Source organism: Pirellulales bacterium (assembly GCA_036499395.1).
Taxonomy (GTDB): Bacteria; Planctomycetota; Planctomycetia; order Pirellulales; family JACPPG01; genus JACPPG01.
In genome coordinates, this window is sequence record DASYDW010000066.1 from 63,693 (window position 1) to 89,378 (window position 25,686).

Consider the following 25,686-nt stretch of genomic DNA (forward strand, 5'->3'; position numbering starts at 1 on the left):
TTTAGCGTCCGACGGCGTTCGCTTCGCTCTTTGTGACCGGTGTGAGTTGCAGGTTTTTGAATCGCACTTCGGTCGCGTCCCCCGAGTGCAGTTGCAAAGCGAATATACCGCGCGGCACGCCCGAGTTATCTTCCAGGTCAACGCACGAATGGCCGTTGATCCAGGTGTGAATATGGTTCCCCTCGGCCGCGATCTCGTAGTGGTTCCAATCGTCGGGCTTTACGAATTGCTCGCCCGACTTATCCCACAGCAAACCGCGCCGATTTTCTTCGTACAGCTTGCCCCACCAACCGACACCGATATCGGCCTGATAGCCGCGCATCTCACCTTCGGGCAAGGCTTCGCTGCGGAATTGAACGCCGCTATTGCCACGATTGCCGACCAACTTCACGTCCAAAGACAGGCGGAAATCGTCGGCTGTGAGGTCGCTGCGCAGAAATTCGTTGCGTGGCAGGCCGGTTGTCCGACCGACAAGCTCGCCGTCAACGACGCTCCACAGTTCGGTATTCCCTTGCCAGCCCGTGAGATCGCGGGCGTTAAAAAAGTTCTGGGCGTTCTCGGTCGTGAGCAGCGCGGGAATCTGCTCGGGGCTGGCTAAATATGCGACGAGCGAGCGCACTTCGTGATCCGAAAGGGGCTTCCACAGATCGTCAGGCATCATCGATTTTGGACTTAATATCCGCTCGTCGATTTCCCCCTTGGGGACGATGACCGTTTCATTAGCCGTGACCAGCGTTACCGCGTCGTTATCGTCGCCGCGTACGATGCCGGTTAGCACGCGACCGTCGCTCGTGGCGATGACCGTCGTTTGATAATCCTTGCCCACCAGGGCGCTGGAATCCAAGACGTTCGACAATACATAGTCGAGGTTCGCGCGGTTCGAGCCGGTCAACTCGGGGCCCACCTTGCCGCCCGTGCCGAACAGCGTGTGGCACTGCTGGCAAGTTTTGGCAAACACGGCGCGTCCGAGCGCGGTATCGGCTCGTTGCGGCCCACGAGTGGAAATCAGCTTCTTGTACTGGGCGATTGCCTGCTGCTTGTCTTCGGCCGTGTCACGCACGGTGCCCCACACTTCCGCGATTTTTTGATCGAGCTTTTCATTTTTCAGATTATGAAGTTGCCGAATAAGGTCCGCGGAAAGGTCGGCCGCTGCGATATGCTTCGCGGCCACACCGTCGAGCAAAGCCTGAGCGTAATCGAGCCTCGAGCCGAGCGTAGCGAGGGCGTCGCGCTTTTCGAGCGAATTCAACGATGAATAAACGTTCAGAATAGCCGCGGGGGTGCCGGCATCGTCATACTGTGCCAGGCCGCGCAAAGCCGCGGCGCGCAGACCTGGTTCGCTTAGAAGGGCTTGCAACGAAGTCGCCAGTTTCGGATCGCGCACCTTCAGAAGGGCCGCTAGCGCGCCTTGCCGCTGATCGACGGGGGCCGTCGCGTTTGCCAAGGTTGAGCGCATGCTCTCTACCGCCGTGGCATCGTTGAAAGTCACGGCCAAGGCCATCGCCTGAGCGGTCGTGGCCGGATCTCCGGACTGTTTGATGCGCGTAAAGGCCTCGGGCCACTCCTTGGGCATGTCGACCTGGCGGCGCCCTCGCACAGCTTCGGTCAAACCATTCACGAGAGCGGCGTGCGATTTTTTATCGCTACGGTTCGACATCGCTTCCACGACCAGCGCCAACGCCTCGGGCGTTCCCTGAGCTGCAACGCGACGCGCCATGAACGACGAAAGCTGCGGAATGCCGCCATCGAGCGCCAAATTCAACGCCCGTTTCGCGTCCACGGCGGCAAGCGGTTCGGCCGCGTACCAGATCAGAAGCGGCAAGTTGTGGTCGCCCGCGTCTTCGGCATGGCGCGCAAGTGGTCCGACTAGCTCCCAGCGCGCCTCAACCGGTAACCGTCCGGCGGCCGATGCCAGGTAAAGACGCACGACCGGCGACGGATCATGTTCGGCCAGTTCCTGAAACGCCACGACTGTTGCGGCCGAGGGCTGTCGATCTTCGCAAGCGAATTGCACGGCCCAGGCACGCACGTAAGGAGCGTCGTTCTTCAGGGCCCGCAAAATCAGGGCTTCGTCGAGCAGCCCGGCGGCATGTAGAGCCCACAGCGCGCGCACGCGCCGCGACGCCTCGAGATGCGTCAACGCCATTTCGACGAGATTCTGGCGGGCGTCTGCGTCCTTCAATCCACGCTCTTGAATGACGCGCCGCGCGTGACGCACAAACCAATCGTTGGGGGCCAGCAACAAATTGACCAATTCTCCTTCGCTCAGCCTCTGGACGTCGACTGGCGCGGGACGGGCGTCGCCGTAACTGACCTTGAACACGCGGCCATTCGAGCGGTCGTGCCCTTCGGTATTACCGTGATGACATTGATTGCGGTCGTACCAGTCGATCATGTACATCTGGCCGTCCGGGCCGTATTGCAAGTTGATGATTTGCGACCAGCTATCGTTGGCGAACAAGAAATCGGGAGATCGATCACCTGCGAAGCCGGATCCCGTCGCGGTGAGCTGATCGACGTTCAGGCGTGCGCCGTGAATATTGTTCATCACGAGCTGGCCGCGATATTGCTCGGGCCAGGTGGCGCCTAGGTAGATCATCGCGCCGGCGTGCGCGTGACCGCCGCCGGCGGCGTCTGAACGGTTGTTCCCTGAATGAGGTGTGGCGCCGATCCAATGCCGATGCTTGGCGATCGTCTTGATGTCGTCGTAGGTGAATTTGTTGTAGTGCTGACCGGCCTGACGTTCGTAGCGGCCACCCTGAATGATGTGATACAAGTGCGGAATCACGCAGGCCGTGATAAACGCTTGCCCCTGATCGTTGAAGTCGATACCCCAAGGATTGCTCGTTCCTTCGGCGAACACTTCGAAAATGTGTTTCGTCGGATGATAGCGCCAGATGCCGGCATTGATCGGCGTGCGATCTTCCTTCTTTGTGCCTGGCTTGCCGACGTTCGAGAAGGTGAAGACACCGTGGCAGCCATATAGCCAGCCGTCCGGCCCCCAGGTGAACGTATTCAGCGTCTCGTGCGTGTCTTGATAGCCCCAGCCATCGAGCAGTACCTGCGGCGGACCGTCGGGCCGATCGTCATGGTCGGCATCGGGGATGAACAGTAGTTCCGGCGCTGCGCCGACCCACACACCGTCAAAGCCAATTTCGAACCCGCTGACCAGGTTTAGCTTGTCGGCGAAAACCTTGCGCGTGTCGAAATGACCGTCGCCGTCGGTGTCCTCGAAGATCAAGATGCGATCGCGCGCCTTTTCCGCCGGCACGCGCATGGGATACGAATAGGCCTCGGCCACCCATAGCCGTCCGCGATCATCAATGGCTTGCGCGATTGGTTGTTGCACGTCTGGCTCGCCAGCAAAAAGCCTCACCTGAAAACCGGCGGGCACGGTCATGGCCTTCGCGGCAGCCTCGGCTTCGAGGCCGGCATGTGCGTAGACGTCGAGCGGTTGTGGTCCTGCGCGATCCGGCAAATCCGGTTTGGCATCGTGCAGGCGGAAGTCATCGAAATTCAGATGCCCCCAACCGGACGAACTTTCGTCGACCAGCCGAAGATAGATGTCCTTGCCGACAAGGCCCGTCAGATCAACGACAACAGGTTTGAGATTCTCGGTATCGTCGCCGGAAATCTGGTAAACGATTTTCTTTGTCTCATCGTTCACGATTTCCACGCGCGACGTCGGACTCGATCCACCGCCTATCAAAAAACTGGCATAAGGACGCGTGACGCGGAATGCCCGCGACGTGAGCGTTCCCTGTGGCTTGTCACCACCGACTTCGAACGTGCCGACCCAGTAATTGCCGACGTGATCGCTGCGCATATCGGCGCGGCGGGCGTGAATCAGATCGTCCTTAACAGGTTGACCTTTGAAGGCGTCGCCGATCGCCTGCCAGTCGCGCAGGTCACCCGTTTCGAAATCGAAATTGAGCGGGGCTCCCTTACTGTCGGTCGGCAGTTTTCCGCCGGCTCGTGCGGTGGCGACATCGGCCGCGTCGGCTGCGGCGACCGACAATACGATGTTGACAACGAATAGAATTTTTACTGAATGCAGATAGCAATCGCCCAGTCGATGCATGGTGGTTGGCTCTGAAGGAAATGTCGCGCGAAAATAATAGAGGGCGCGGGCCAAGATTGCTCGCCGAGATTACGACAGATTGCAACCGCCCGGGGCTTCCGCCTGCCCCCTAGAGTAACAGATGGCGAAGGGAAAATCGCGAGCCCGCTGGCCTCGGTCGTGCGCAAAAAAAAACACCGTGCCCAAGGGCACGGTGCTTGAAAGAGTCTTCGGTTAACAGTGGCCGACTACTTGTCGGAGGGGAGCTTGCCTTCAGAGAGAAGCTCGCCAAAGGTGGGCGAACTGGCATCGTCAGGGTTCGACTTTTCCTTGGCGACTGTTTCCAAAGCGGCCCTGATCTTCTCGACGTTCTTGGCGTCGTCTTTCTTGTCCAACAGCTTATCGAGCGCCTTGCCGTAGGCGTTGCGGACCTTCTTGTCTTCCTTGCCCTCGGCGTTCTTGCCGTGGCAGATCAGGCAGTTGGCCTTCTTGGCGGCGGCGACAAACGCTTCGTTCTTCGAGTCCTTCACATACAACTCGTCGAACTCCTTCTTGAACGGAGCGATGGCGCGGGCCGTGTTCAGGGACAGACCGAACACGAAAGTTACGGCCAGCATCGTCAGTGCAAACTTCTTCATGCGCACTACTCCCAATTCTCACAGAGGTTTTGTGTTCCGAACTCGGCCATGCTCCGCGGCCCGGCAGCGTCTGGCTTCAGCGTCAGGAAATACTGATTTGGTCGGGTCGCCACGTCCTGCCTATACCAGTGCCAATGGGGCGTGTCGTTCGCACGACGCGTCCAACAAACGGTATCGTCAGGCGGATGGCAGCGGTCGGTCTCGGGGTGGGCCATTCCGTTCGCACCAAGCGAACGTGAGACCGGGGGGGTGGGGTCTCCATCCATCACCGCCACGAACAGTAAAACCGCCTCGTTCGCCAGTGTCAAGTCTGGGAAGGGCTCGGTGCAATTCCGTGCGGACCCCAACCACCGGACGTCAAACGGTCTACCTATATATAGGTCTAAGGATAGCGCGACTACTGTGCATCGTTGCGCGCTGGTCGGTCGGCACTTACCGCTCAGCGGGGGAACTCAGCGGTCCACGCTGTCCCGTGCGCGAGGTCTCGCCGTCGCGAGGGCGTAGCAGCGGCAACGGTTCGGCCGGCAAATCAGGGAGTCGTCGCGCGGACAGTCCGACCTCGCCCATGTCACTTGCTTCGTAGGGACCGCCCGGCCCCCGCCAGCGATCGGCCAACATGAAATCTTCCGTGCGCATGGTGCTGACGGCTCGGTCGTCGACGTCTGCATGTTTCCAAACGCGTTCGTGCAACGGCAGCAGATTGTCCCCTTGCCCCATTTGCGCTTGCCACTGCGAGGCAGAGACCAACCGGGGGGCGTTCGGCGCGTTGGTGTCGACCAACTGCCAGAATACGGAAAAGCCTTGGCAGAAATTTCGATCGCCGCTCCATTGGAACTGCTGCTCGAGCATGGCCGTACGCTGCGGTCCGCGCTGCTCTACCAGCGGGGCGTTGCGCGTGATCAGAAGGCTATTTGCGCAATTGACTTCGGTCTTCAACAAATAGGGAGCGTCCCCGGCCGCGAGCAAGCGGATCAGGCCGCCGCGCGCCACGGCCGTCAAATGATTCAATCGAATCTCGACGCGCTCGCCGAGTGGCGGCGACGTCGAGCTTCCTTCGGCCAACAGCAGCGAATCGCTTGTCGCCAGCAGCCCATTGTCCCAATCGAGCGCCACCGGCTGCGCATCGGTCGAATGCACGAAGACGGCTTCGCCGCGCGCGATGCAGTTTTGCAAATCGAGGTTCAGGGGGTGTACCGGGGGGGCTTCGGGATTCTTCATCATGGTGTCGACGCCCGGAGCTGCCTTAATGGCGAAGAAGGCCACGTTATCGTGAAAGCCGTTACCCCCAGCGCCCGGATTGCGAATCGTCAATGAACAACCCTCGAAACGGAGTTGTTCAGCCTGGCGAGTCTCGAAAAGTGCCCAACCTTCGGCCGCGGTGTCACGCGAGATATCGAGAACCAAACCGACGTTCAACAATGTCAGCCGTCCGCCGGTCACGGTAATCATGCTGCGGCCAAACCCGGCCAGGCCTAACTGGCCCGGGCGGAACACGATCACCGGTCGAAAACCGGCGCCGCCACGAATCGTTAATTTCAAATTCGCCAGCTCGAGCGGTTCCTGATCGCGCGGCCCATTGTACTGAAGCTCGATGACGTCGTTATTTCTGGCAGCGCTGCAAGCGGCATGCAGACTGGCGAATTGGCGCCGCTCGCCCCCTTCGCCCGACAGAATCGAAACTCCACTCGTCGTAGGAGCGGCCGCGGTCGACGGCGGAGGAAGCAGACTCGTCTTCGTAGGTGAGGTGGGCGCGAGGGCCGATTCCTCATCGTCGCGCTTTGTCGAAACGATGGAATCGAGTTTACGATCGCCAGTGACCGAGAATTCGGCTCGCTGGTCGGCAGGCGACACCGGCTGACGGTTTTGCTGTTTGTCGTCATTGCTTAGTTGGTTACGTGACGCGTTGCTTTCGACGACCGTATTGGGCAGCGGCAAAATTGTTGCCCGACTATCGGCATCGCGTGCGATGGGACTGACGGGGCCCGTGGCGGAAGAGCGTGCTTCCGTTTCGTGACTGGCGGGATCGCGGGACAGAGAGTTCTCGGACGCGGCATTTCCAGATGGCTTATCGCTAGTCGTTTTGCCGACAGGAGCCGTACCTCTTGTTCCATTGTCGACAGCAACAGCTTCCTGCTGCGCCAAACCGTTCGATCGGCCCGCCGGGAGGCGTGAATCGTTATCCTCCGGACGAGAGCGTTTATCGCTAACGATCGCATCGCGCGACTGCTCGTCCGCGGCGCTAATCTGCTTGCTCTTTCCAGAAGCGCCGGCATTCAACGGGCGAGGATCGTCAGGGTTCATCAAACCGGGGGGTGCAGATGACGAACCGAACCATTCGAGTCCCAGCAGAATGAGCAGTAGCGCCGCGACCGGGGCGATCCAGGGCAGGTGCCGCTCCCAAAAAGCCATCGCTTGATGCTGGGGAGCGATCCAGAACTGGCCAGTGGTCATGGGACGCAGGTCCAATCGATCGGCAACAACCAACAATTCGCCGATTAATTCGCCTGGCTCTTGGAATCGATGCTTGGGATCCTTGGCCAGCATGCGGCGAAGAATGGCCGCGATCTCTTCGGGGATATCGGGATTGATCTGGCGAGGGTCGGGGACCTCGTCCCCCTGATGCTGCAACAGCTTTTGCAGCACCGTCCCTTCCGGGAACGGTGGCCTGGCCGTGAGCACGTAGTACAGTGTGCAGCCGAGCGAATAAATGTCGCTACGGACATCCGCCATCCGCGGATCGCGCGCCTGCTCGGGAGATATATAGTCAAAGGTTCCGAGCGTAACGCCGCTAGCTGTCAGATCGTCGTTCGAGGTGCGGGCGTGCAAACGAGCCAGCCCCATGTCGACCAGCTTCGCCTTCCCTTCGGCCGTGACGATAATATTCGAGGGCTTAATGTCGCGATGCACGACATTGCGCTCGCAGGCGTGGGCCAGTGCCTCGGCGATCTGCAAGGTGAAGCTCACGGCGTCGCCGACGGATAGGGCGCCTTGTCGCTCTACCAGGTCGCGGATGTTCTCGCCGCGGATGAACTCGAAGACGATGAAGTTCAACCCCTGGTCCTCGCCCACGTAATAAACGCGGGCGATATTTTGATGGTCCAGGCGGGCAGCGGATTGGGCCTCGACGTGGAATCGCCGGCGAGTCTCGTCGTCGGCCCCTTGCGCCCGGGATAGGACCTTCAGGGCCACTTCGCGGTCGAGCATCGTGTCTCGGGCGCGAAAGACGGCCCCCATGCCTCCGCCGCCGACATATTCAAGCAGTTCGAAATGCCCTAGCCGGTCGCCGGCCAGCAGCTTGCCGAACTCGAAAGGGTGGGCAGGCCGGGACTCGTTGCCAGCCGGAAGCGGTAACCGATCCGAAATGACCGTGCGGTCGTCTGGTTGCGGAAGGCTGCCGCTGTTGATGGGCGCAGCAACTGGTCCGCCGCCAGCGGGCAATGACCCGGGCGTGCTAATGCGAACCTGGCTGGAACTCGAATGACTCATGCGGCTACGCGTCTGTCAGGAAACAAACCGACATGCCAACGGCCAGCTACGGACTTGATCGTAGCGCCAAGATGGGATGCGCCTGCGATCATTTGTGCGGACGAACGCCCGGGCGGACGAGAACCGTCTGCCACGCCGTACTTCAATCCATGATAGTTGAAGCCGGCTCAGCACGTCAAAAGAGAAGGCGGGGGGTAGGCGTTGTGTTTGATAGGTTGCCACACGCGGCGGACGGGGGCCTTGCAACTATCGCATGCCCGTTCAGTTCGTGGCTGCTGCGGCATTCCACCGGGGAATAGGATGCTACGCGAAGGCGAGAGATCTGCAGCAGCGCCTGCAAATCGCAATGATTCGATAGCGAACGAATCTCGTTGCCCGGCCTCAGGGGGGCACCTATACTAGCCCACGTCTTGGGTTAAATCCCCCCTCAACTGCCTCGCTCGTGCCGAAGGATAAGCCATGTCGCACTACCTTGATCGTCGCAATTTTCTTGCCGCTAGCGGCGCCGCTGCCCTGGGCGCCATGCTGCCCATGGCTCGTCAGGCCTCGGCCGCGGCCGCCAAGGAGCCGCTCTACACGCTCTCGCTCGCCGAATGGTCGCTGCATAAGACGCTGTTCTCGGGCAAGATGAAGAATCTCGATTTTCCCGCGGCGACCAAAAATGATTACGGCATCGAAGCCGTGGAATACGTCAATCAGTTCTTTAAGGACAAAGCCAAGGACACGGCCTATCTCACCGAACTTAAGCAGCGGGCCGCCGACGTTGGGGTCCAGAACGTACTGATCATGATCGACGGCGAAGGTGCGCTAGGTGACCCCGACGAGGAAAAGCGCAAGAAAGCGGTTGAGAACCACTATCCCTGGATCGAGGCCGCCAAGTTCCTGGGCTGCCACGCCATCCGCGTCAATGCGTCCAGCAAGGGGAGCTTCGAGGAACAACAAAAGCTGGCGGCCGATGGTCTAAGGCGAGTGTCGGAGTTTGGCCGGGACCACCAGATTAGCGTGATCGTCGAGAACCACGGCGGTCTGTCGTCCAATGGCCAATGGCTGGTCGGCGTCATCAAAGCGGTCGGTTTGCCAAATTGCGGTACGCTCCCCGACTTTGGGAACTTCCGTGTCTCGGCGACCGAGAACTACGACCGGTACAAGGGGGTCGAGGAGTTGATGCCCTTTGCCAAGGCCGTGAGTGCCAAGAGCCACGACTTCGACGAGGCCGGCAACGAGACCAAGACCGACTACAAGAAGATGATGAAGATCGTCATCGACGCCGGTTACCACGGCCGGGTCGGCATCGAATACGAAGGGGCGAAGTTGTCCGAGCCCGAGGGCATCCTGGCCACCAAGAAATTGCTCGAGCGGGTCCGGGACGAACTGTCGGCCTAAGTCGGCGGACCATTACCCAACCCCCCCCGAGTCGTACGGGCCGGTCAGTAAAGATATTCGAACCGCGTGGATCACCCGATCCACGCGGTTCTTTTCTTTTTGCCCCGCTTCACACGGCCAGATCATAAATGACTGTCGTCGCGGCTTTTCTTGAATCTTTTCCGGTCTCCTTTTACGGGACACTTTGGAAATGGGAAAAAGGCCAATGCACAACAATTAGGCACGGCCTCCGATGCCTCGACTAAAGCAGCCCTGCTCAATTAACAGGCGTTCGCCCTAAGTGCTAGCGATGACATGACATCCGTGCTGTGCTTGACTTGCTTAGATCATTGGGACAAACCGGCGACCAGAGGGGTCGTCGACGGAAAGGATTCGTTTGCCCCGATCGATAGGAGACAGGACGCGATGATGACTAAAGAGCAAGAAGTTCTGCGTGTTGCCGATGAGATGTTTCAACAGAGCCCGGACTGGGTGACTTTCTTCCGCGAGATTCTTGGACTGGAAGGCGTGGTTCGTCGGGCCTTCCCCTCCCCCGAACTTTTGAGCCGATTCGAGCAGACCGCCGAGTACGGCGAGATCCAGCAGCGGTTGGCCAAGCTCCGCGCCCGCGGCGACTTCTTTGCTAGCTCGCGCGAGCCGACGCGTGTGATCACGGTCCGGCTGCCGAAGAGCCTGCACGAGTCGTTGCGTGCCGAGGCGCACGAGCGTCATACCAGCATGAACAAGCTCTGCATTTCAAAGCTGTTGCAGATGGTCGACGGCGACCTGGTTCCGGTCGACGCCTAAGCGATGGCCGAATGGCGTCTTGACCGGACGGGGTAAATCGAAAAAACGGGTTCGGAGTGGACTTGTAAGCCGGGTTCTGTCCCCGTCGTGTCCTGTAAGGGGCACGACGGGGGATGGTCATTTCTCTAGGGGGCCGATTGCTCGGCTCCTCAAGCGACCTACCCGGAAGTCATAACGGCCCGGACGGTCCGTGCGTGCTTGGAATGGCTTGCGCCATCCCGAGTCCGCTGCTCCCTGTTTGGTCTTGCACCCGGTGGGGTTTGCCAAGCCAGGCCGGTCGCCCGGTCTGCTGGTGAGCTCTTACCTCGCCGTTTCACCCTTACCGCGTCGAACGAGTCCGGCGCGGCGGTTTACTTTCTGTTGCACTTTCCCTGGCCTCGCGGCCGGTGGGTGTTACCCATCACCGTGTCCATGAAGTGCCCGGACTTTCCTCCCGCCGCTAGGCGTGCGAGGCGGTTAAGCCCTGCGCGCTGGTCGCGGCCGGCGACCATCGGGTCCACTCCGAACCCAAGCTCTACGATAGCCGAGCGCGGGCCGGCCGTGAACGGAGAGGCAAAGAATCCTGGTCGGTCTCAAGCGGACACGGTCGACTGCCATTGGCGTCCCTGCCAGGTGTCGCGACGGCGCAGTTCGCCATCCAATGCTTGACGCAAGGCCGGCTTGTCCAGGCACCAGGCTGGCCCTACTAGATAGTCCGGAGGGACCTCGCCGCTGACGCGCTCGACGATGCATCGCGGTGGGAGGAGTTCGAGGAAATCGACGAGCGTGGCGACGTATTCGTCCCGCTCCATCAATTGCACATGGCCGGCCGTTACCCAGTCAGCCAGCGGTGTCCCTTTCACGGCGTATAGATTGTGAATCTTTACCGCGTCCAGGCCGAGTCGGGCGACTTCTCGGGCTGTGTCCAGCATGTCTTCGTGTGATTCGCCCGGGAGCCCAAGCATGATGTGGGCACAAAGTTCGAACCCTCGACCCTGGCAGCGCTCGACCGCATCCACGAAAGCGTCGTGATGGTGACCGCGATTCATCCAATCGAGCGACCGGTCGTGAATCGTCTGCAATCCAAGTTCGACCGACAGGTACGTCCGCGTCGCGATGTCAGCCAGCAGGGCCACGACGTCGTCCGGCACACAGTCAGGACGCGTGCCCACGGCCAGCCCCACGACCTGAGGGTGCTCGAGCGCCTCGTCATAGACCTGCGCCAACCGGTCCAGCGGCGCGTATGTATTCGTGGCCGGTTGAAAATAAGCCAGAAACCGATCGACGTCATAACGCCATTTCAGTCGGCGAATTCCCTCATCGAGCTGCGCACGGATTGCTCCGCGCGGCACCCGGCGGCTGGGACTAAAGCTGCGGTTGTCGCAGAATACGCACCCACCCGTTGTGACCGTGCCGTCGACGTTCGGGCAGGTAAAACCGGCATTCAGGCTGACTTTTTGAGTGCGCTGGCCAAATCGCGAGCGCAAGTAGTGATTAAGCGTGAAATAACGAAGCCCGGCGGCGCGCCAGTCTGGAAGGACGATTGCAGGCATAGCAGGAGATTATTGACGCATTCGCAAGGGCTGCATAGACTCAAGTCCGGAGGGGGTAAGTGGTTTTAAACTACGTTCTTCGCGTTAGGTAGCCTTCTACATGTATGGTGAACTGATCCCGCTTGGCGGAGGCGACACCATCCCGTTGCGGAAGAAGACTCTCCTCGTAGGACGACGGGAAAGTTGCGATATCGTCCTGCGGTTTCCCAACGTCTCGGCCCATCATTGCCAATTGCAGATCGATTCTGGCTATTGGTACGTCCACGACCAAAAAAGCCGTAACGGGCTGAAGGTCAACGGTAGCAGGGTCACCGAAAAGCGGCTCGACCCAGGTGACGTACTGAGCATTGCCACGCACCGTTATACGGTGCAATACTCGCCGGCAGATCTGGGTGCCGTTGGTCCGCCTCCCAGCCAGGGAGCCCCCAACGCCGAAATCTTTTCGAAGTCGCTCTTGGAGCGAGCTGGTTTGGCGAAGGAAAAAGGGAACGCCAAGGATCGCTACGACGTTCTCAATAACGAAGCCGGCCAGATCAAGGACTTCAACAAGCCTCTGTGAGCCACCGCGCCCCATGAGCAAACGCTTGCCGCCACGCTGGAATTGCCTGGGTCCGCGGTCTGCGTCTAGAGCTTGCAAGCGATCTATTCGTTTGCGATCTTCATCTCTGTCCCGCCTGCGGCGTTTCGTCAGCGGCGACGCACTGAGCTTTTCTAATTCGATCTCGTTGGGGTAACGCGCCCGCGCCGCATGGCCAAAAAGAAAAAGATTCGCGCTGAGTTTCGCAAGAACCGGGTGACCCGGGCCAGGACCTCCGACTGGACGAAGCGATTCCACACCGAAGACACGCGTCAGGACGACGCGATCAAGGGGGAGCGGATCAGCGGTCGCGGCGAGCTGACTCGCAAACGGACCATTCTGGTCGATGATCCAACGGCGGTTGACCGCGACGCGACCGAGTCGAACGTCGCTGCGACGGAAAGTCTCGCGGGTCGAGTGCTTTCCGTGCAAGGATTGATCAGCACTGTACAGGCGATCGACGGACAACTGTACCGATGCGCTACCCGGCGACTGTTGAAGACGCTCAGTACCGACCTGCGGCACGTAGTGGCCGCCGGGGATCGGGTTGCTTTTCGTCCGTCCCCAGGTAACGAAGGGATCATCGAGCGCGTTGAGCCACGATATGGCGTCGTCAGTCGCGAGACGCGCCGTCGGCAACACGTCCTGGTGGCAAATGTCGATCAATTACTGATTGTCGGCAGCGCCGCCGAACCGTATCTGAAACCGAATCTGATCGACCGCTTTCTCGTCAGCGCCGAAAAGAACAAAATCCGTCCCTTGATCGTCATCAATAAGGTCGATCTGGTCGATCGCGCCACACTGCAGCCGATCGTCGGAGTGTATAGCCAGATGGGCTACCGCGTTCTGCTCGTCAGTGCTCGAACCGGCCTGGGCGTCGATCGGTTACGAAGAGCTGTGACTGGTTTTGCGACCGCGGTCGCCGGACAGAGCGGTGTCGGCAAGTCGTCGATTCTTAATGCCATTGAGCCTGGTTTTGCTCTGCGCGTGGCAGACGTCAGCGAAGAGACACAAAAGGGACGCCATACCACGACCACCGCTCGACTATTGCCGCTGGCGGCAGGAGGCTATGTAATCGACACACCAGGCATTCGCCAGTTTCAATTGTGGGACGTGGTGCGCGAAGAAGTTGCCGGATACTACCGAGACGTTCGCCCCTTCGTCAGCAAGTGCCGCTTCCCGGATTGCACACACACGCACGAAGCCGATTGCGCGGTGAAGGATGCGGTGGCTGACGGTTGGCTCGACGCGCGCCGCTATGAGAGCTATTGCAACCTGCACGCGGGCGATATGGATTCCTGATAAATATCAACGAAAGGCAGTCAGCAATGCTAGCGTCCGATCAGGCACTCATTTTTTCGATATAGAACCCGAACCGACTAGACGTCCGCTCTGTCCCAATCCTTTGCGCGACAAATAACGATCACGCATTTCGCCCCCTGTAAAAGGATTCGCCGCCATCGTGAAAGAGATGTACCGCTCAGAGACCGTCGTCAGTGAAGCGGCCGTATTGGTCGGCGTCGTGCTTCCTTCGCACAAGTTTCCAGGCGAACCTTTGGAGGAATTGGAGGGCCTTGCCCAATCGGCCGGTGCGCGTGTGGTGGGCCAGCTCACGCAGCGCCGTGAGACGCCCGACAAGACTACCTATCTCGGCAAGGGAAAGGTCGAGGAGCTGCACGCGCTGGTCGAATCGCAGGACGCCGATGTCATTATCTTCGACAACGATCTATCCCCCGCACAAACCCGCAACCTGGAGCAGGCGACCGGAGTGAAGGTGCTCGATCGTACGGAGTTGATTCTCGACATCTTTGCAAGCCGCGCTCAAACGCACGAGGCACGCCTGGCCGTCGAGCTAGCACAGCTGCAATATTCGTTGCCGCGATTGAAGCGGATGTGGACACACTTGTCGCGGTTGAAGATGGGAATCGGCATGCGTGGCCCGGGTGAAAAGCAGCTCGAAGTCGATCGCCGGCTGGTCGAGAAGAAGATCCACGACCTGCGCACCGAGATGGCGACGATCGAACGCCGCAAGGAGCGTCAGGTCGCTGCCCGACACGATCGCATGACGGTCTCACTCGTGGGTTACACCAATGCGGGCAAGAGCACGCTCTTGAACGCGCTCACTGGCGCCGAGGTCCTTGCCGCGCACAAGCTTTTCGCCACGCTCGACACGCGCACCAAGCGTTGGCAACTGCCAGGCTGGGGGCCGGTGTTGTTGAGCGACACGGTCGGTTTCATTCGCGACCTGCCTCACCATTTGATTGCGAGCTTCAAAGCTACGTTGGAGGAAGCACGCCAGGCCGACTTGCTGTTGCACGTCGCCGATGCCAGCAGTCCGGCGGTTTACCAGCAGATCACCGCCGTGTACGGGGTGCTTGAAGAATTGGGCATCGAAGAGAAAGACACGTTGCTGGTGCTCAACAAAATCGATGCGATCGAAGACGCTGCGCAGCGTGATGGACTTCTGGAGAAATATCCGAATGCCATTCCGATTAGCGCCCGGCGCGGAACGGGGCTCGCTCAACTTGCCGGCCGAACCAGCGAAGCGCTCAGTCGCGGTTTCCTCGATGTTGACATCGAGACCGAGGCGGGTAACGGCCGGTTGTTGGCATTTCTGGCCGCACATGCCGAGGTATTGTCCCAGCAATATCACGAAAGTCGGGTAACGATTCACTGTCGGATTCCGCAACAGCACCTCGGTCCGATTCGCGAATCGGCCACCAGCATTCGCCCCCACCACCACGAGGGTAACGGGCAAACGGTACCCGTAGAGATCGTGAATAAATCGATTGAGGACGTGGCTTAAAACGGCCTGCCGGTGAGGATTTCGACGTTCACTTAATTGTCCGTGCAGCCGTGATCGTCATTCGCACGGGACAGGCGAGCGACAATCGACCGCAATAATCGCCCGTCTCGGAAGCCGGAAGCACTTTGCATCGCGTCACGGCCTGTTAAACTTGACAGCTACGTTTCCGAATTTGCCGCGCACCCCTACCCGCCCTCAGCCTGACGCGGGCTTCTACTTTATCGGAGCTTTGTATGTCGTCATTGTCACGCCGCCGGTTTTTGGAAGACTCGATGTTGGCTGCCGCGGCGGCCGTTGCTGCCGGAGGGATCGGCAAGCTGCACGCCGAAGAGGCGGGCACACCGGCTAGCAAAAGCCCGAATGAGAAACTGGGCGTCGCTTGCGTCGGCGTGCGCGGGCAAGGCAACAGTCATTTGCAGAAATACTCGACGCGCGAGGACACCGAGGTCTTATACGTGTGCGACGTCGACGAATCGGTCGGCCGCCAGCGCGTCAAAGAGGTCGCTGCGCGACAGGGTCGCGAGCCGAAGTATGTTGCCGATCTTCGGCAATTGCTCGAAGACAAATCGGTCGACATTGTCACGACGGCCACGCCGAATCATTGGCACGCACTGGTCGCCATCTGGGCCATTCAAGCGGGCAAAGACGTGTATGTCGAGAAGCCGGTCAGCCACAACGTCAGCGAAGGACGTCGCATCGTCGACGCCGCGCGGAAGTATGGCCGCATCTGCCAAACCGGAACGCAATGCCGCTCGATGAAGGGATCGATCGATGCGATCGACTATGTTCACTCCGGAAAGATCGGTCAGTTGAGCATCGCTCGTGGACTGTGCTATAAGCCACGCCCCTCGATCGGCCCGAAAGGGGATTACCCGATTCCGTCGTCGGTAAATTACGACCTATGGTCGGGCCCGGCGCCGGTGAAGCCGCTGACACGAGAGAAGCTGCATTATGACTGGCACTGGATATGGGACTACGGCAACGGTGATCTCGGCAATCAGGGTATCCATCAAATGGACCTGGCGCGATGGGGTCTGGGCGGAAAGACGCTCAGCACGGAAGTCGTCAGCTATGGCGGCCGTCTCGGTTATACCGACGCCGGTGAAACCGCCAACACCCAGGTCATTATTCACGACTACGGGGATCAACAGTTGGTCTTCGAAGTGCGCGGCTTGCCGACCGAGGCGCTGCGCGACGCGCGGGTGGGCGTGATCTTCGAGGGGGCCGATGGCTTTGTCGTCCTCACCGATTACAAGGCCGGCGCAGCCTTCGATCTCAAGGGAAACAAAGTCGCCGAGTTCCAAGGAGGCGGCGATCACCACGCCAATTTCTTGAAGGCCGTGCGCAGCCGCAAATCCGAAGATTTGAATGCGGACATCCTGCAAGGGCATCTCTCGAGTGCGCTGTGTCACATGGGGAATATTTCGTATCGCCTTGGGACGCAGGAAAACATGAAGCAGGTCGAGATGCGACTGGCCGGTAACGACGATGCCGTCGACACCTTCGAGCGATTTAGCGATCATCTGAAGGCGAACGGCGTCGATCCGGAGAAAACCCAGATCACTTATGGCCGAGAATTGCACTTCGACATCGACGACGAGCGATTCGTCAACGATTCGCAGGCAGATGCCATGCTGACGCGCGAGTATCGCGCACCGTTTATCGTGCCCGAGGCAGGTCGCGTCTAAACGACGAACGAGCCTCATTCGAGAGAGTATTGACGGGATACGAAGGCGCGATGCCGATGGTACTCGATGTACCGCGGGCGGACGTTCGTTAGCCCGCTTCGCGCCGTTCGATCGGCGATGTGGCCGGCTTCCGTCCCCAATGCGGGCCCGGAATGATTTGCCGCGTGGGAGCGACGTGCGGCCCGACAGGTCCGTCCGGCGTGCCATCCCAGGCGTGCCGCGCCATCTTTGCGAGGATGCGCTCCGCGACGTCCACGGCATCGCGCCCTGCCTCGCCCGTGACTTGCGGCGCGCGGCCTGTCGTAATGCTCTCGGCGAAATCCTTGAGCTCGGCGGTTATGGCGTCGCGCGGCTCGATTGTCATTTGTTCGATGGGCAAATGATCAACAAGCAGCCGATCTTTGAGTGCCGTGCGATCAGCAGGCGACATTCGTTCGATGTCGACCTCGCGCCGCACGATCGCCTCGCTGGGACGCACGAGCGCCACGGTGCGCGACGTGAAATCAAGGCTCGCCATCGCTCGCGATGACCAGATATCCATCGTTCGCGCGGGCAGCCGGCTGGCGCGAGATGCGCTCAGCTCGGCAATACAGCCATTCTCGAAGGCTAGCCGCGCGTTGGCGACATCTTCATGCCGTCCGAAAAGCGACAGGCCCAGCGCCTCGACATTCCGTAACGGCGAACGGACCAAGGACAGCACCAGGTCGATGTCATGAATCATCAGATCCAATACGACGCCGATATCTGTCGAGCGAAAGGAGAAGCCCGAACGGCGCACGGCCGTGACGTACTTGGGCGCGGTTAGATGCGGTAGAGCGGCACCAAAGGCCGGATTGAAGCGTTCCACATGGCCGACTTGCAGCACGACGCCCTGCTCGTGAGAGAGGTCGACCAGTTCACATGCTTCGGGGTACGTGCTGGCCAAGGGCTTTTCGATCAGCAGATGCATGCCGCGGGCCATCAACTCGGTCGCCACCTGGTGGTGAAAGCGAGTGGGCGTGGCAATGATCGCCGCGTCGATGCCGTCGGGCAACTCGCGCGGATCGCGAAAGCCGGGGGCGTGAAAATCGTTTGTCGCCTGGGACAGATTCTCAGGCACCGGGTCGACAAGCCCGACGAGATGGAACTCGGGCAGGCCCGAGATAATTCGAGCGTGGATTCGTCCGAGATGTCCGACGCCGACCACGGCCACATTGACCGGTTTCAAGCAGCTCTCCTGCGCTCACGAGCGCGGCCGTGTTTTCCTTCTTGCTGCTGCTCGACGAAGCTGAGCAGATTCGCGACCTCGGGCGAAACCAGATTGTTGCCGCGAAGGATTTCGCGGGCGTGCTCGAGGCCTACCTTAGCGCGGAACAACAGTCGATGCGCCTCGGCCAGGCTGTCGATCGATTCCTGCGAGAAGTCCTTGCGTTTGAGCGCGACCACGTTGATGCAGCGCGGCCGAGTCGGATGGCCGTCGACAAGCATGTAGGGGGGCACGTCGTGCAACACGCGGCTCATGCCGGCAACAAAGCTATACGACCCGATCGTGGCGTAGTGATGAACCCCTACGCCACCCGAGATGGAAGCGTAATCATGAACATGCACATGCCCACCCAGCAACGTGGCATTGGCCATGATGATATGGTCGCCCAGGCGGCAATCGTGCGCCACGTGCGAGCAGGCCATGAAGAAATTATGGTTGCCGACCGACGTAACGCCACTTTCTTTTTCGGTGGCGCGGTTGATCGTGACCCCCTCGCGGATGCAGTTCGAGTCGCCGATAACGACTTGCGTATCGCTGCCGCGATAACTGATATCCTGTGGCTCGCCGCCGATGACGACGCCAGGATAGATATGGTTATTCTGGCCGATTGTAACGTGCCCCATGATGGTCACGTTATTCTCGAGCCGGGTACCGCGACCGATGCGGACGTGAGGGCCGATCACGCAGAAGGGCCCGATTTCTACGTCGATGTCGATTTCCGCGCGTGCATCGATCGCGACGTGTTCCGAAACATAAGTTGCCATGTGCGATCTGCTCCGCGCATCCTGCCGACTTCTGGCGACGTACCGGTCGCTCAGGTCAGGTGGACGATTCGAAGTAATAATCCCTTACACTTCCGCACTCGTACCGTGACGCTCGTTGGCGTAATCATTACGCCGAACGACGATGCGCCACCAGCATGTCACCCTCTTGCAACAGCACGCGTACCAATTCGGCATTCAACCGGTGCCCGCTACGATGGGCCACGAAGTGCCCGATCAAATCGCAGCCGGCCAAGGCCAAATCGCCAACCAGGTCTAACGCCTTATGGCGTACGCATTCGTCGCGAAAACGCAGTTCGTTGTCGATCGGCCCGTCGCCGTCGAAGATTAGCAAGTCCTTGGTCGAAGCGCGGCGCCCTAGCCCCTGCGCCACGAGCCAATCAGCCTCGCTCTTGAGCATGAACGTTCGGCTGGGGGCCAGTTCGCGACAAAACGAATCGGGAGTAATGGGCATCGTCAGCGTTTGGCGTCCGATGGCATTCCCCGAACCGTAGTCAATGCGGAACTTAATCGACATGCCTGGCCCGGCCGACGGCCTAGCCTCGATCCAACTGTCGATATCGCCCAGCCGCGTCACCTCGCGTACGACTAGCGCCGTACGCAATGCATTTTGTGTCACCGCGCCCGCTGCCGAAAGTGCCTCGACGAAGGGCTGGCTCGAGCCGTCGCAGCCCGGCATCTCGACCGTGTTGACCCACACTTCGCAGTTGTCGATTCGTAATCCGGCCAAGGCGGCCATGATGTGCTCGACCATCTCGACGCTCGCCGTGCCGGCGCGAAGCGTCGTGCGACGAGGAGTCTCGACGCGCTGAGCGACGTGGGCCTGGATTCGTTGCGGCTTCGGCAGGTCGTGGCGGACGAACACCACTCCGGTGTCAGGAGCGGCCGGGCGGAATTCGACCCGAACGTCCTTGCCGCTCCAATAACCGAAGCCTTCAACCGTCGCGTTTTTTTCGATCGTACGTTGCTGTCGTTGGATGTACATCAGCCTGCCAAGCGAACGGGAACCAGAAGTAAACCGATACCGAGATGATGCATTACGCGCCCCTTTCGGGCGTGGTGCTTATTGACGGCGTGGCTGCACGCCTGGCCGCTGTGCTGCCGGATTCGCACCCGCGGCGCCGCGCGGCTGCTGACCCTTCATCCGATCGAGAATGATCGGCGTGATGTCAACGGCCGGGCTGTAATACAGCACCATTTTCTGCATTTCACGCATGATCTCTTCCGGATTGTCCTTGTTCGCTTCGTCGCCGTTGAATTTCAGGACCAGCGTAATGCGATTGGCTTCGGCGTAATAACGAACCTCAGCGAGGATCGCCTGATAGACCTCGTAGTAGATCTTGGCCTCGGCCTCTTGGAATTTCTTCTTGGTGATATTCACGTCCACGCTCAGGCTGGCCTGGCGCTTGGTGATTTCTTCTTCGAGCTTCTTGAAGTCGGGGCTGCCACGATTTAGATCGTCGAGCTGAACCATCAGCTTTTGAATCGAGTCGCGACTGGCCTTGAGTGCGTTTTCGGCGGCTTCGGCCTCATGGCGAAGCTCTTCCAGGCGGTGATTGAATCCGCCGTGATTCTTCAAAACATAGGGCAGGTCGATCAGGGCCACGCCACCCGTCGGTCCGCCGGCAGCTTGACCAGCGGCATGATGTGCGGGCGCGCCTCCCGGAGCTCCCGCCGGTGCGCCGGCCGGCTGCGATGGACGCAAGGGCTGCTGCGAGGGCGCCTGTGGCGGTTGTTGCTGGCCAACAGCCACGGTGGCGATGGTCAGCGCCGTGAAGAGAGCCGCGAACGAACCTCGGCAAAGTGAGTCAGCCACTTTCAGCACTCCTTGCTTTTCGGCGGATTTTTTCGGGCCGGGTGTCATCCTGACGATTGTTCCGGCCGCGGAGCCCATGACGGGGTTAGATGGGGGTCATCGGCGAGGCGGTATTGTGCCGACAAGCGCCGAACGGGTAAAGGCCAGAAAATTACCCCGTCAAGGGCGGCGTTAACCTGGCATTCCGAGTGGCTTTAGCGACGGCACAACGACCGCCACCGGCGATGTGCCGGCCAGGAAATCTGCCGAGAAAACGCGGGCATTTTTCGAGAGTTGATCGTCGATCGAGACACGTCTGCGATCGCCGAGTGACGGAGGATTTCAACCCGCCCCCATGCCACGGTCGAAAGCGTCTTGATCGCGCTGATAGAGAGCTAGCTGTGACTCGAACGTCTCGCCCGAGATTTTCCATGCGGGCTTGTCATCAGTATGGGCGTTCGAATGCGCCACAAACGCGCGATATAGGAATTTGAACAAGTGCCGTGGCACGCGCAGAGTGCGCAGCGCCGTGATCAGTCGGCGATCATCGACCGTTTCGTCGAACAAATCGCGCAGCGTCGGCGTACGTCCGTTGATGGCGCAGGCCTTGAGCCGGGAATTGGCCACGTCGTATAGCGCCTCACCCGACCATTCCAGCGACGGAACCAGGTTTTGCTTGTCGAGGCGTGCGCGCTGATAGAAATCACGCTCCTCGCGATCGATAAAGTACGACAGCTCGATCGGCAACAACAACTTGAAGCCCAAGCCCGGATGCTTGAGGAACTTGTTATCCAGCATCGGCCATAACAGGCCGCGCATGCGTTCGGCCGAACCATTGATGAAGTGGGGTTCGTCAACCCGATCGACCAGAACCACGATGCCGGTGAATCCTAAGCCGGTGAGCACACCCTGAAATTTCACGAGCAGCTCGAACCGATCATCGGTACGTTCGCGCTCGGGCAGCGGTTGGCCCGCCAGTTGATCGTTGCTGAAGTTCATCAACACATGCCGCAACGGGTTGACGTCGCGCTTGATGACACGCAATTGACGCGACACGCGCCGAGCCCGCCAAAACCAACGCAAGCAGCGCGCCACCCAGGGAACCCACAACGCCGCGATCAAGGCGTAGGGCCAGGGCGTTTCGAACCAATGGGCGCGATCCAAGCCGATCAGTGCGCCAATAACGGCCAGCGTACCGAAAAAGCCGAGCGCGCCCGGCCATTTGGCCCGCCAGTTATGAAAGCGCAGCTTGCGGCGCAATCGATGCCAGCGGCGCCGTGGCGCCTCGGCGGTGGATTGATCATAGCAAGCGGCTAATAGCAACAAATCGCGTGCCTGGTGCCGGTCCAATTTGCGAACTTCGACCGAGCCGACATCGACGGCGGGAGCCCTCTTTTGCGCTTGCGCACCCAGGACACGATCCACGAGCGTTGTCACGCCCAGCGACAGGATCGCGTCCATGTGGTCCCACAGTTTCCATTGCGCCAGCACCTGTTCGCCGCGCCGGCCGCGGGGGCCAGTGTGTTCGACAAATCGATCGAGAAACGGATTGAAGTCGTCGTACTCAATGACGAACAAACGCTGCTGCGGATGCTGGCGATTGTACTCGGTCAGGTGTCGTACGATCTGCAGTCGTAGCGCCGTCTTGCCCGACCCCTTCTCGCCGAACACGATCGATGTCGAGGGCTCGGCGGGATCGCCGTAGACTTTGTCCCAGCTCGGATGGTAGGTGCTGAGAATGCAATGGTCTTTGAAGACCGGATCGGTCTGCGCATCCTCTTCGCTGAAAGGGTTGACGCCAATCCCATGGTGATCGAGAAACTGCTGAATCTTCATCGCTGAACCGGCAGGTCGCCGGAGTTGGGTAGAGAACGAAAAGCTGACACTCGACGCGCCGTTCGGCCCACTTATTTTTGCCGGATGCTGTCGAGCATCTTCCGGAACGCCTCGGCGTTCGCCGTCACGGTCCGCTCAGGACCGTAGAACTTGATGAAGTGATTTCCGTTCTGCTTTGTCTCAATGATGGCGCCCAGCATGCGGTAATTGGGACGCTCGACTCCCGGTGCCATGGGGGCCGGCCGGTCCGTATACGTGCCTGAAAGATCGACGATCGTTACGGATTGCCCACCGATTTCTTTCTTCTCGACTTTAGCTCGCTCTTTCGTGTTTGAACCGTCGGGCTGTGAGAACTGCTGATACCAGCGGTCGATATTGGCCGCCACACCGCCACCCGCCCCCATCACAGTTACGCGGCCATCCTGGTCGTCCCCTTCGGCCTTCGGAACGGCGAACTCGTGTTCGACGATGCGTGTCCGCGGTTCGCGGCTAACCCACGTTTCCGGTGAGTTCAATTGAAACGCGCCGCCGATCGTGAAGGTCTTTGGCGCGGCATCCTCCGCACGACAGCATTGAGTACCGAGCGTACCGGAAACCAACGAGCCGGCGGTGAGTAACACGCCGAGCAGCCCGGCACTGGGGGAATATTTCATGGTTGTCGATTCCTTGCTTCATCACATCCGTTTGAGCAAATTCCAAGACAGAACGCTGCCGAATTGTAGCCTACTCGGGGTGCTCGGCCAATGAACCGCGATCCCCTGCGCATGCGGTTCTCGCGAATGTAATGCAAAAACTGGCACCCCGGGGTAAATCCCCTTGGCACGATTGACCGCCTGAGTGTCAGCCTGGTCGCGTGGCAATCGGCGGCGCGGCACCTACTGATTCAACAGGACGTAGATAAACAGCGGCAGCAAGATAACGATCAGCGTCACCAGCAGTCCGATGATCAGGCTCTGCTGTTGACGCATTCGCTTGCCGCTCGGAGCACGTTTTGGTCCATACTTTGTGCTGCGCTGCGGCGTGCTGGTCACCGGATCATCGATGCTCAGCTCGACCGCTGGTCCCATCGCTGTGTTAACATCGCTATCTGTCGTTGCCACGACGTGCGGTCTTACGGCCGGTGTCGTTGGCACGCTGGGCACGGCGGGAGCGGCTTGTGCCAGTTGCGGGAAAACCGAGGCCGCGGGGCGCCATTGCGGCCAACCTTCGCGCCATACGAGCGCGTCCGCCGCTACGCGTCCCTCTTCGACCCACGAGCGTATGAGATCCCCCTGCGCCGGCCCATACTTCGTCATCGAGCCGGGCGGCAACACGTACCATTGCGAAAGGCCCGCGTCGCCCGACGAGTCACCGGGCGCCGGACCAGTCGCGCCCATCGGTTGCTGTGGCGATGCTACGTTCGGCGGCATGTACGCTGGTGCAGCGTTTGTGATCGCATTCGGCATCGCTTCGCGTGATCCGGCCATCCCCGCTGTCGCGTGAGGGCTATTGAAGCTTCCCGGTCCCATTTCGCGTGTGGCCTGATCGTCGATTACGTTACGCAATTCCACCGCGACAGGGCCGCCTTCGTCAGGGCCGGCTTGGATGGTCGAGCCGTGCGGAATTTCGATCTTCCCCTGGCAATGCGGACAGATGCCACGCTTGCCGGCCAGGAAATCCTTGACATGCAGGATATGCCCGCAATGAACGCATTCGAATCTGATTCCCATGCTCGTCGCCCGGCGCGGCAGGCCCGGCCTCGGTCCTTTAGGTCCTGCCTGGACGGTGATCATGAGTGCGAATGCAGCCATCGACGACGTCCCCTGCAATCACGGTGACGAAGTCGCGAACGCGCGTCCCTTCGATGGGCACTTCAACGGGGGCATACCGGCACGAGGTGCCCAGCCGGAATCCGGGGCGCGCCGCGGCACGCGGTTCGACCAGCACCTGCAGACTTCGCCCGCGCAGGCTGTGATAGTAGCGGTCGCGCAAACGATCGGCATGCACCGACAGCTCATTGGCACGCGCCGCTTTGACAGCCGGCGCGACCTGATCTGACATTTCGGCGGCTGGCGTCGTACGACGAGCGCTGAACGGAAAGATGTGGATTTTCGAACAGCCGATTTCTTCCAATACAGAGCACGTATCAGCGAAGTCCGCATCCGTTTCGCCCGGAAAACCAACGATCACATCGGTCGTCAAAGCCGGCTGTGCGAGTGATTCTCGCACCAACAGACAACGATCCACCAATCGTCGGGCTCCCCAACGACGGTGCATACGGCGCAGAATCCGGTCCGATCCACTCTGCATGGATACGTGCAGGTGCGGACAAATTCGGTCGGGATGGTCCGCCATGACGCGGATCAACTCGCGCGTGATTTCTGTAGCCTCGATGCTGGATAGCCGCACGCGAAAGTCACCCGGTAGGCGTATGATGCGTTCGAGCAAATGCGACAGTCGCAACCACTGGTCTTTCGGCCGGCCGCGATTGTGCTCGATGCCGTAATGCCCCAGGTGAATGCCGGTCAGTACGACCTCGCGATAGCCGTTACCGATCAGTCGCTCGATCTCGGCGACGATCTGCTCCGGTGGACGGCTGGCCAATTCCGGTCGCACTTTGGGAATGATGCAAAACGTACAGTTCAGCAGGCAGCCGTCTTGCACTTTCACATAGGCGCGCTGCCGGCCATCGAGCCCCGATATTCCGGTTGGCACGTCGACAATGCCGAAGCGACCCAATAGGTCGGGCAATTCGCGCTTATCGGTTAAAACTTCGCTGACGGCGGGTAGCGAGGCAACTTCCTCCGGAGCGCGAGTTGCATAGCAGCCCATCACGACGATGCGCGTGCCGGGGTTACGACGGGCGAGCTGCCGGATGATTTGCCTGCTCTTGGCGTCTCCTTCGGCAGTGACCGTGCAGGTGTTGACGATGCACAGGTCGGCCGGCTCGTCGCCGTTCGCTTCGCGGTAGCCGATCCCTTGCAACCCCTCGCGCACGTACTGCGTTTCGTACTGATTGACTTTACAGCCGAGCGTCGCGGTTCGCAGCGTGGGCATTTCGCTCTATGGCAAGTCGAGGTAGAGGGAAGGGA

Annotated in this window: 18 protein-coding genes and 1 other RNA gene; 6 read left to right on the forward strand and 13 right to left on the reverse strand. The window is 60.1% G+C overall.

Going from position 1 to position 25,686, the window contains the following annotated elements:
* Position 1: 1 nt before the first annotated feature.
* The 3 genes from VGN12_12350 to VGN12_12360 form a co-directional block, all read right to left on the reverse strand.
* Positions 2-4,081, reverse strand: a complete 4,080-nt coding sequence (locus VGN12_12350; GenBank protein HEY4310233.1) for a PVC-type heme-binding CxxCH protein — start codon at positions 4,079-4,081, stop codon at positions 2-4.
* Positions 4,082-4,308: 227 nt separating this feature from the next.
* Complete coding sequence (locus VGN12_12355; GenBank protein HEY4310234.1) at positions 4,309-4,698, reverse strand: hypothetical protein; 390 nt, start codon at positions 4,696-4,698, stop codon at positions 4,309-4,311.
* Between the two features lie 432 nt (positions 4,699-5,130).
* Positions 5,131-8,184: a serine/threonine-protein kinase gene (locus VGN12_12360; GenBank protein HEY4310235.1), complete on the reverse strand. Its 3,054-nt coding sequence runs from the start codon at positions 8,182-8,184 to the stop codon at positions 5,131-5,133.
* Positions 8,185-8,706: 522 nt separating this feature from the next.
* On the opposite strand from VGN12_12360, the gene VGN12_12365 reads away from it, so the two are divergent.
* Both VGN12_12365 and VGN12_12370 read left to right on the forward strand, forming a co-directional pair.
* Entirely contained in the window at positions 8,707-9,567 is an 861-nt protein-coding gene (locus VGN12_12365) for a sugar phosphate isomerase/epimerase family protein (GenBank protein ID HEY4310236.1), read from the forward strand.
* Positions 9,568-9,972: 405 nt separating this feature from the next.
* Positions 9,973-10,353 carry a toxin-antitoxin system HicB family antitoxin gene (locus VGN12_12370; GenBank protein ID HEY4310237.1) on the forward strand — a complete coding sequence of 127 codons (381 nt, stop codon included), beginning with the start codon at positions 9,973-9,975 and terminating at the stop codon, positions 10,351-10,353.
* Between the two features lie 49 nt (positions 10,354-10,402).
* Here VGN12_12370 and rnpB read toward each other — a convergent pair.
* Together rnpB and VGN12_12380 are read right to left on the reverse strand one after the other, a co-directional pair.
* Positions 10,403-10,856, reverse strand: an RNA gene (gene rnpB / locus VGN12_12375) — RNase P RNA component class A.
* 69 nt (positions 10,857-10,925) lie between these two features.
* Positions 10,926-11,885 (reverse strand): TIGR01212 family radical SAM protein, encoded by a 960-nt coding sequence (locus VGN12_12380; protein ID HEY4310238.1) that lies wholly within the window; start codon positions 11,883-11,885, stop codon positions 10,926-10,928.
* Positions 11,886-11,985: 100 nt separating this feature from the next.
* Between VGN12_12380 and VGN12_12385 the strand changes: the two genes are divergently transcribed.
* The 4 genes from VGN12_12385 (at position 11,986) to VGN12_12400 (ending at position 16,956) form a co-directional block, all read left to right on the forward strand.
* Positions 11,986-12,444 carry an FHA domain-containing protein gene (locus tag VGN12_12385; protein HEY4310239.1) on the forward strand — a complete coding sequence of 153 codons (459 nt, stop codon included), beginning with the start codon at positions 11,986-11,988 and terminating at the stop codon, positions 12,442-12,444.
* 189 nt (positions 12,445-12,633) lie between these two features.
* Positions 12,634-13,764: a ribosome small subunit-dependent GTPase A gene (rsgA, locus tag VGN12_12390; GenBank protein ID HEY4310240.1), complete on the forward strand. Its 1,131-nt coding sequence runs from the start codon at positions 12,634-12,636 to the stop codon at positions 13,762-13,764.
* A gap of 160 nt (positions 13,765-13,924) precedes the next feature.
* On the forward strand, positions 13,925-15,268 hold the full coding sequence (hflX, locus tag VGN12_12395; GenBank protein ID HEY4310241.1) for a GTPase HflX: 1,344 nt from the start codon (positions 13,925-13,927) through the stop codon (positions 15,266-15,268).
* A 233-nt stretch (positions 15,269-15,501) separates the two neighbouring features.
* Complete coding sequence (locus VGN12_12400) at positions 15,502-16,956, forward strand: Gfo/Idh/MocA family oxidoreductase (protein HEY4310242.1); 1,455 nt, start codon at positions 15,502-15,504, stop codon at positions 16,954-16,956.
* An 88-nt stretch (positions 16,957-17,044) separates the two neighbouring features.
* Here the strand turns inward: VGN12_12400 and VGN12_12405 are convergent, their stop codons facing one another.
* From VGN12_12405 to mtaB, 8 genes are all read right to left on the reverse strand, one after another.
* Complete coding sequence (locus VGN12_12405; protein ID HEY4310243.1) at positions 17,045-18,163, reverse strand: Gfo/Idh/MocA family oxidoreductase; 1,119 nt, start codon at positions 18,161-18,163, stop codon at positions 17,045-17,047.
* Positions 18,160-18,966 (reverse strand): acyl-ACP--UDP-N-acetylglucosamine O-acyltransferase, encoded by an 807-nt coding sequence (gene lpxA / locus VGN12_12410; GenBank protein HEY4310244.1) that lies wholly within the window; start codon positions 18,964-18,966, stop codon positions 18,160-18,162. Before lpxA ends, VGN12_12405 begins: the two co-directional genes overlap by 4 nt.
* A gap of 127 nt (positions 18,967-19,093) precedes the next feature.
* The gene (lpxC, locus tag VGN12_12415; protein ID HEY4310245.1) at positions 19,094-19,969 is read right to left on the reverse strand and encodes a UDP-3-O-acyl-N-acetylglucosamine deacetylase; all 876 of its coding nucleotides are present in this window, start codon (positions 19,967-19,969) and stop codon (positions 19,094-19,096) included.
* A gap of 78 nt (positions 19,970-20,047) precedes the next feature.
* Complete coding sequence (locus VGN12_12420; protein ID HEY4310246.1) at positions 20,048-20,800, reverse strand: OmpH family outer membrane protein; 753 nt, start codon at positions 20,798-20,800, stop codon at positions 20,048-20,050.
* Between the two features lie 321 nt (positions 20,801-21,121).
* Complete coding sequence (locus tag VGN12_12425; protein HEY4310247.1) at positions 21,122-22,615, reverse strand: hypothetical protein; 1,494 nt, start codon at positions 22,613-22,615, stop codon at positions 21,122-21,124.
* A 71-nt stretch (positions 22,616-22,686) separates the two neighbouring features.
* On the reverse strand, positions 22,687-23,268 hold the full coding sequence (locus VGN12_12430) for a hypothetical protein (GenBank protein ID HEY4310248.1): 582 nt from the start codon (positions 23,266-23,268) through the stop codon (positions 22,687-22,689).
* 222 nt (positions 23,269-23,490) lie between these two features.
* A complete protein-coding gene (locus VGN12_12435; GenBank protein HEY4310249.1) occupies positions 23,491-24,324 on the reverse strand; it encodes a DUF4339 domain-containing protein in 834 nt (277 codons plus the stop codon).
* Between the two features lie 37 nt (positions 24,325-24,361).
* Positions 24,362-25,651: a tRNA (N(6)-L-threonylcarbamoyladenosine(37)-C(2))-methylthiotransferase MtaB gene (gene mtaB / locus VGN12_12440; GenBank protein ID HEY4310250.1), complete on the reverse strand. Its 1,290-nt coding sequence runs from the start codon at positions 25,649-25,651 to the stop codon at positions 24,362-24,364.
* Positions 25,652-25,686 lie beyond the last annotated feature (35 nt).

Excerpts from the sequence above, each read along its gene's own strand:
- VGN12_12350 (HEY4310233.1), bottom strand. The coding sequence starts at position 4,081 with ATGCATCGACTGGGCGATTGCTATCTGCATTCAGTAAAAATTCTATTC.
- rsgA (HEY4310240.1), top strand. The coding sequence starts at position 12,634 with ATGGCCAAAAAGAAAAAGATTCGCGCTGAGTTTCGCAAGAACCGGGTG.
- VGN12_12425 (HEY4310247.1), bottom strand. The coding sequence starts at position 22,615 with ATGAAGATTCAGCAGTTTCTCGATCACCATGGGATTGGCGTCAACCCT.
- VGN12_12380 (HEY4310238.1), bottom strand. The coding sequence starts at position 11,885 with ATGCCTGCAATCGTCCTTCCAGACTGGCGCGCCGCCGGGCTTCGTTAT.
- VGN12_12435 (HEY4310249.1), bottom strand. The coding sequence starts at position 24,324 with ATGGGAATCAGATTCGAATGCGTTCATTGCGGGCATATCCTGCATGTC.
- VGN12_12365 (HEY4310236.1), top strand. The coding sequence starts at position 8,707 with ATGCTGCCCATGGCTCGTCAGGCCTCGGCCGCGGCCGCCAAGGAGCCG.
- VGN12_12370 (HEY4310237.1), top strand. The coding sequence starts at position 9,973 with ATGATGACTAAAGAGCAAGAAGTTCTGCGTGTTGCCGATGAGATGTTT.
- lpxC (HEY4310245.1), bottom strand. The coding sequence starts at position 19,969 with ATGTACATCCAACGACAGCAACGTACGATCGAAAAAAACGCGACGGTT.
- VGN12_12385 (HEY4310239.1), top strand. The coding sequence starts at position 11,986 with ATGTATGGTGAACTGATCCCGCTTGGCGGAGGCGACACCATCCCGTTG.
- VGN12_12355 (HEY4310234.1), bottom strand. The coding sequence starts at position 4,698 with ATGAAGAAGTTTGCACTGACGATGCTGGCCGTAACTTTCGTGTTCGGT.
- VGN12_12400 (HEY4310242.1), top strand. The coding sequence starts at position 15,502 with ATGTCGTCATTGTCACGCCGCCGGTTTTTGGAAGACTCGATGTTGGCT.
- VGN12_12360 (HEY4310235.1), bottom strand. The coding sequence starts at position 8,184 with ATGAGTCATTCGAGTTCCAGCCAGGTTCGCATTAGCACGCCCGGGTCA.
- lpxA (HEY4310244.1), bottom strand. The coding sequence starts at position 18,966 with ATGGCAACTTATGTTTCGGAACACGTCGCGATCGATGCACGCGCGGAA.
- mtaB (HEY4310250.1), bottom strand. The coding sequence starts at position 25,651 with ATGCCCACGCTGCGAACCGCGACGCTCGGCTGTAAAGTCAATCAGTAC.
- VGN12_12430 (HEY4310248.1), bottom strand. The coding sequence starts at position 23,268 with ATGAAATATTCCCCCAGTGCCGGGCTGCTCGGCGTGTTACTCACCGCC.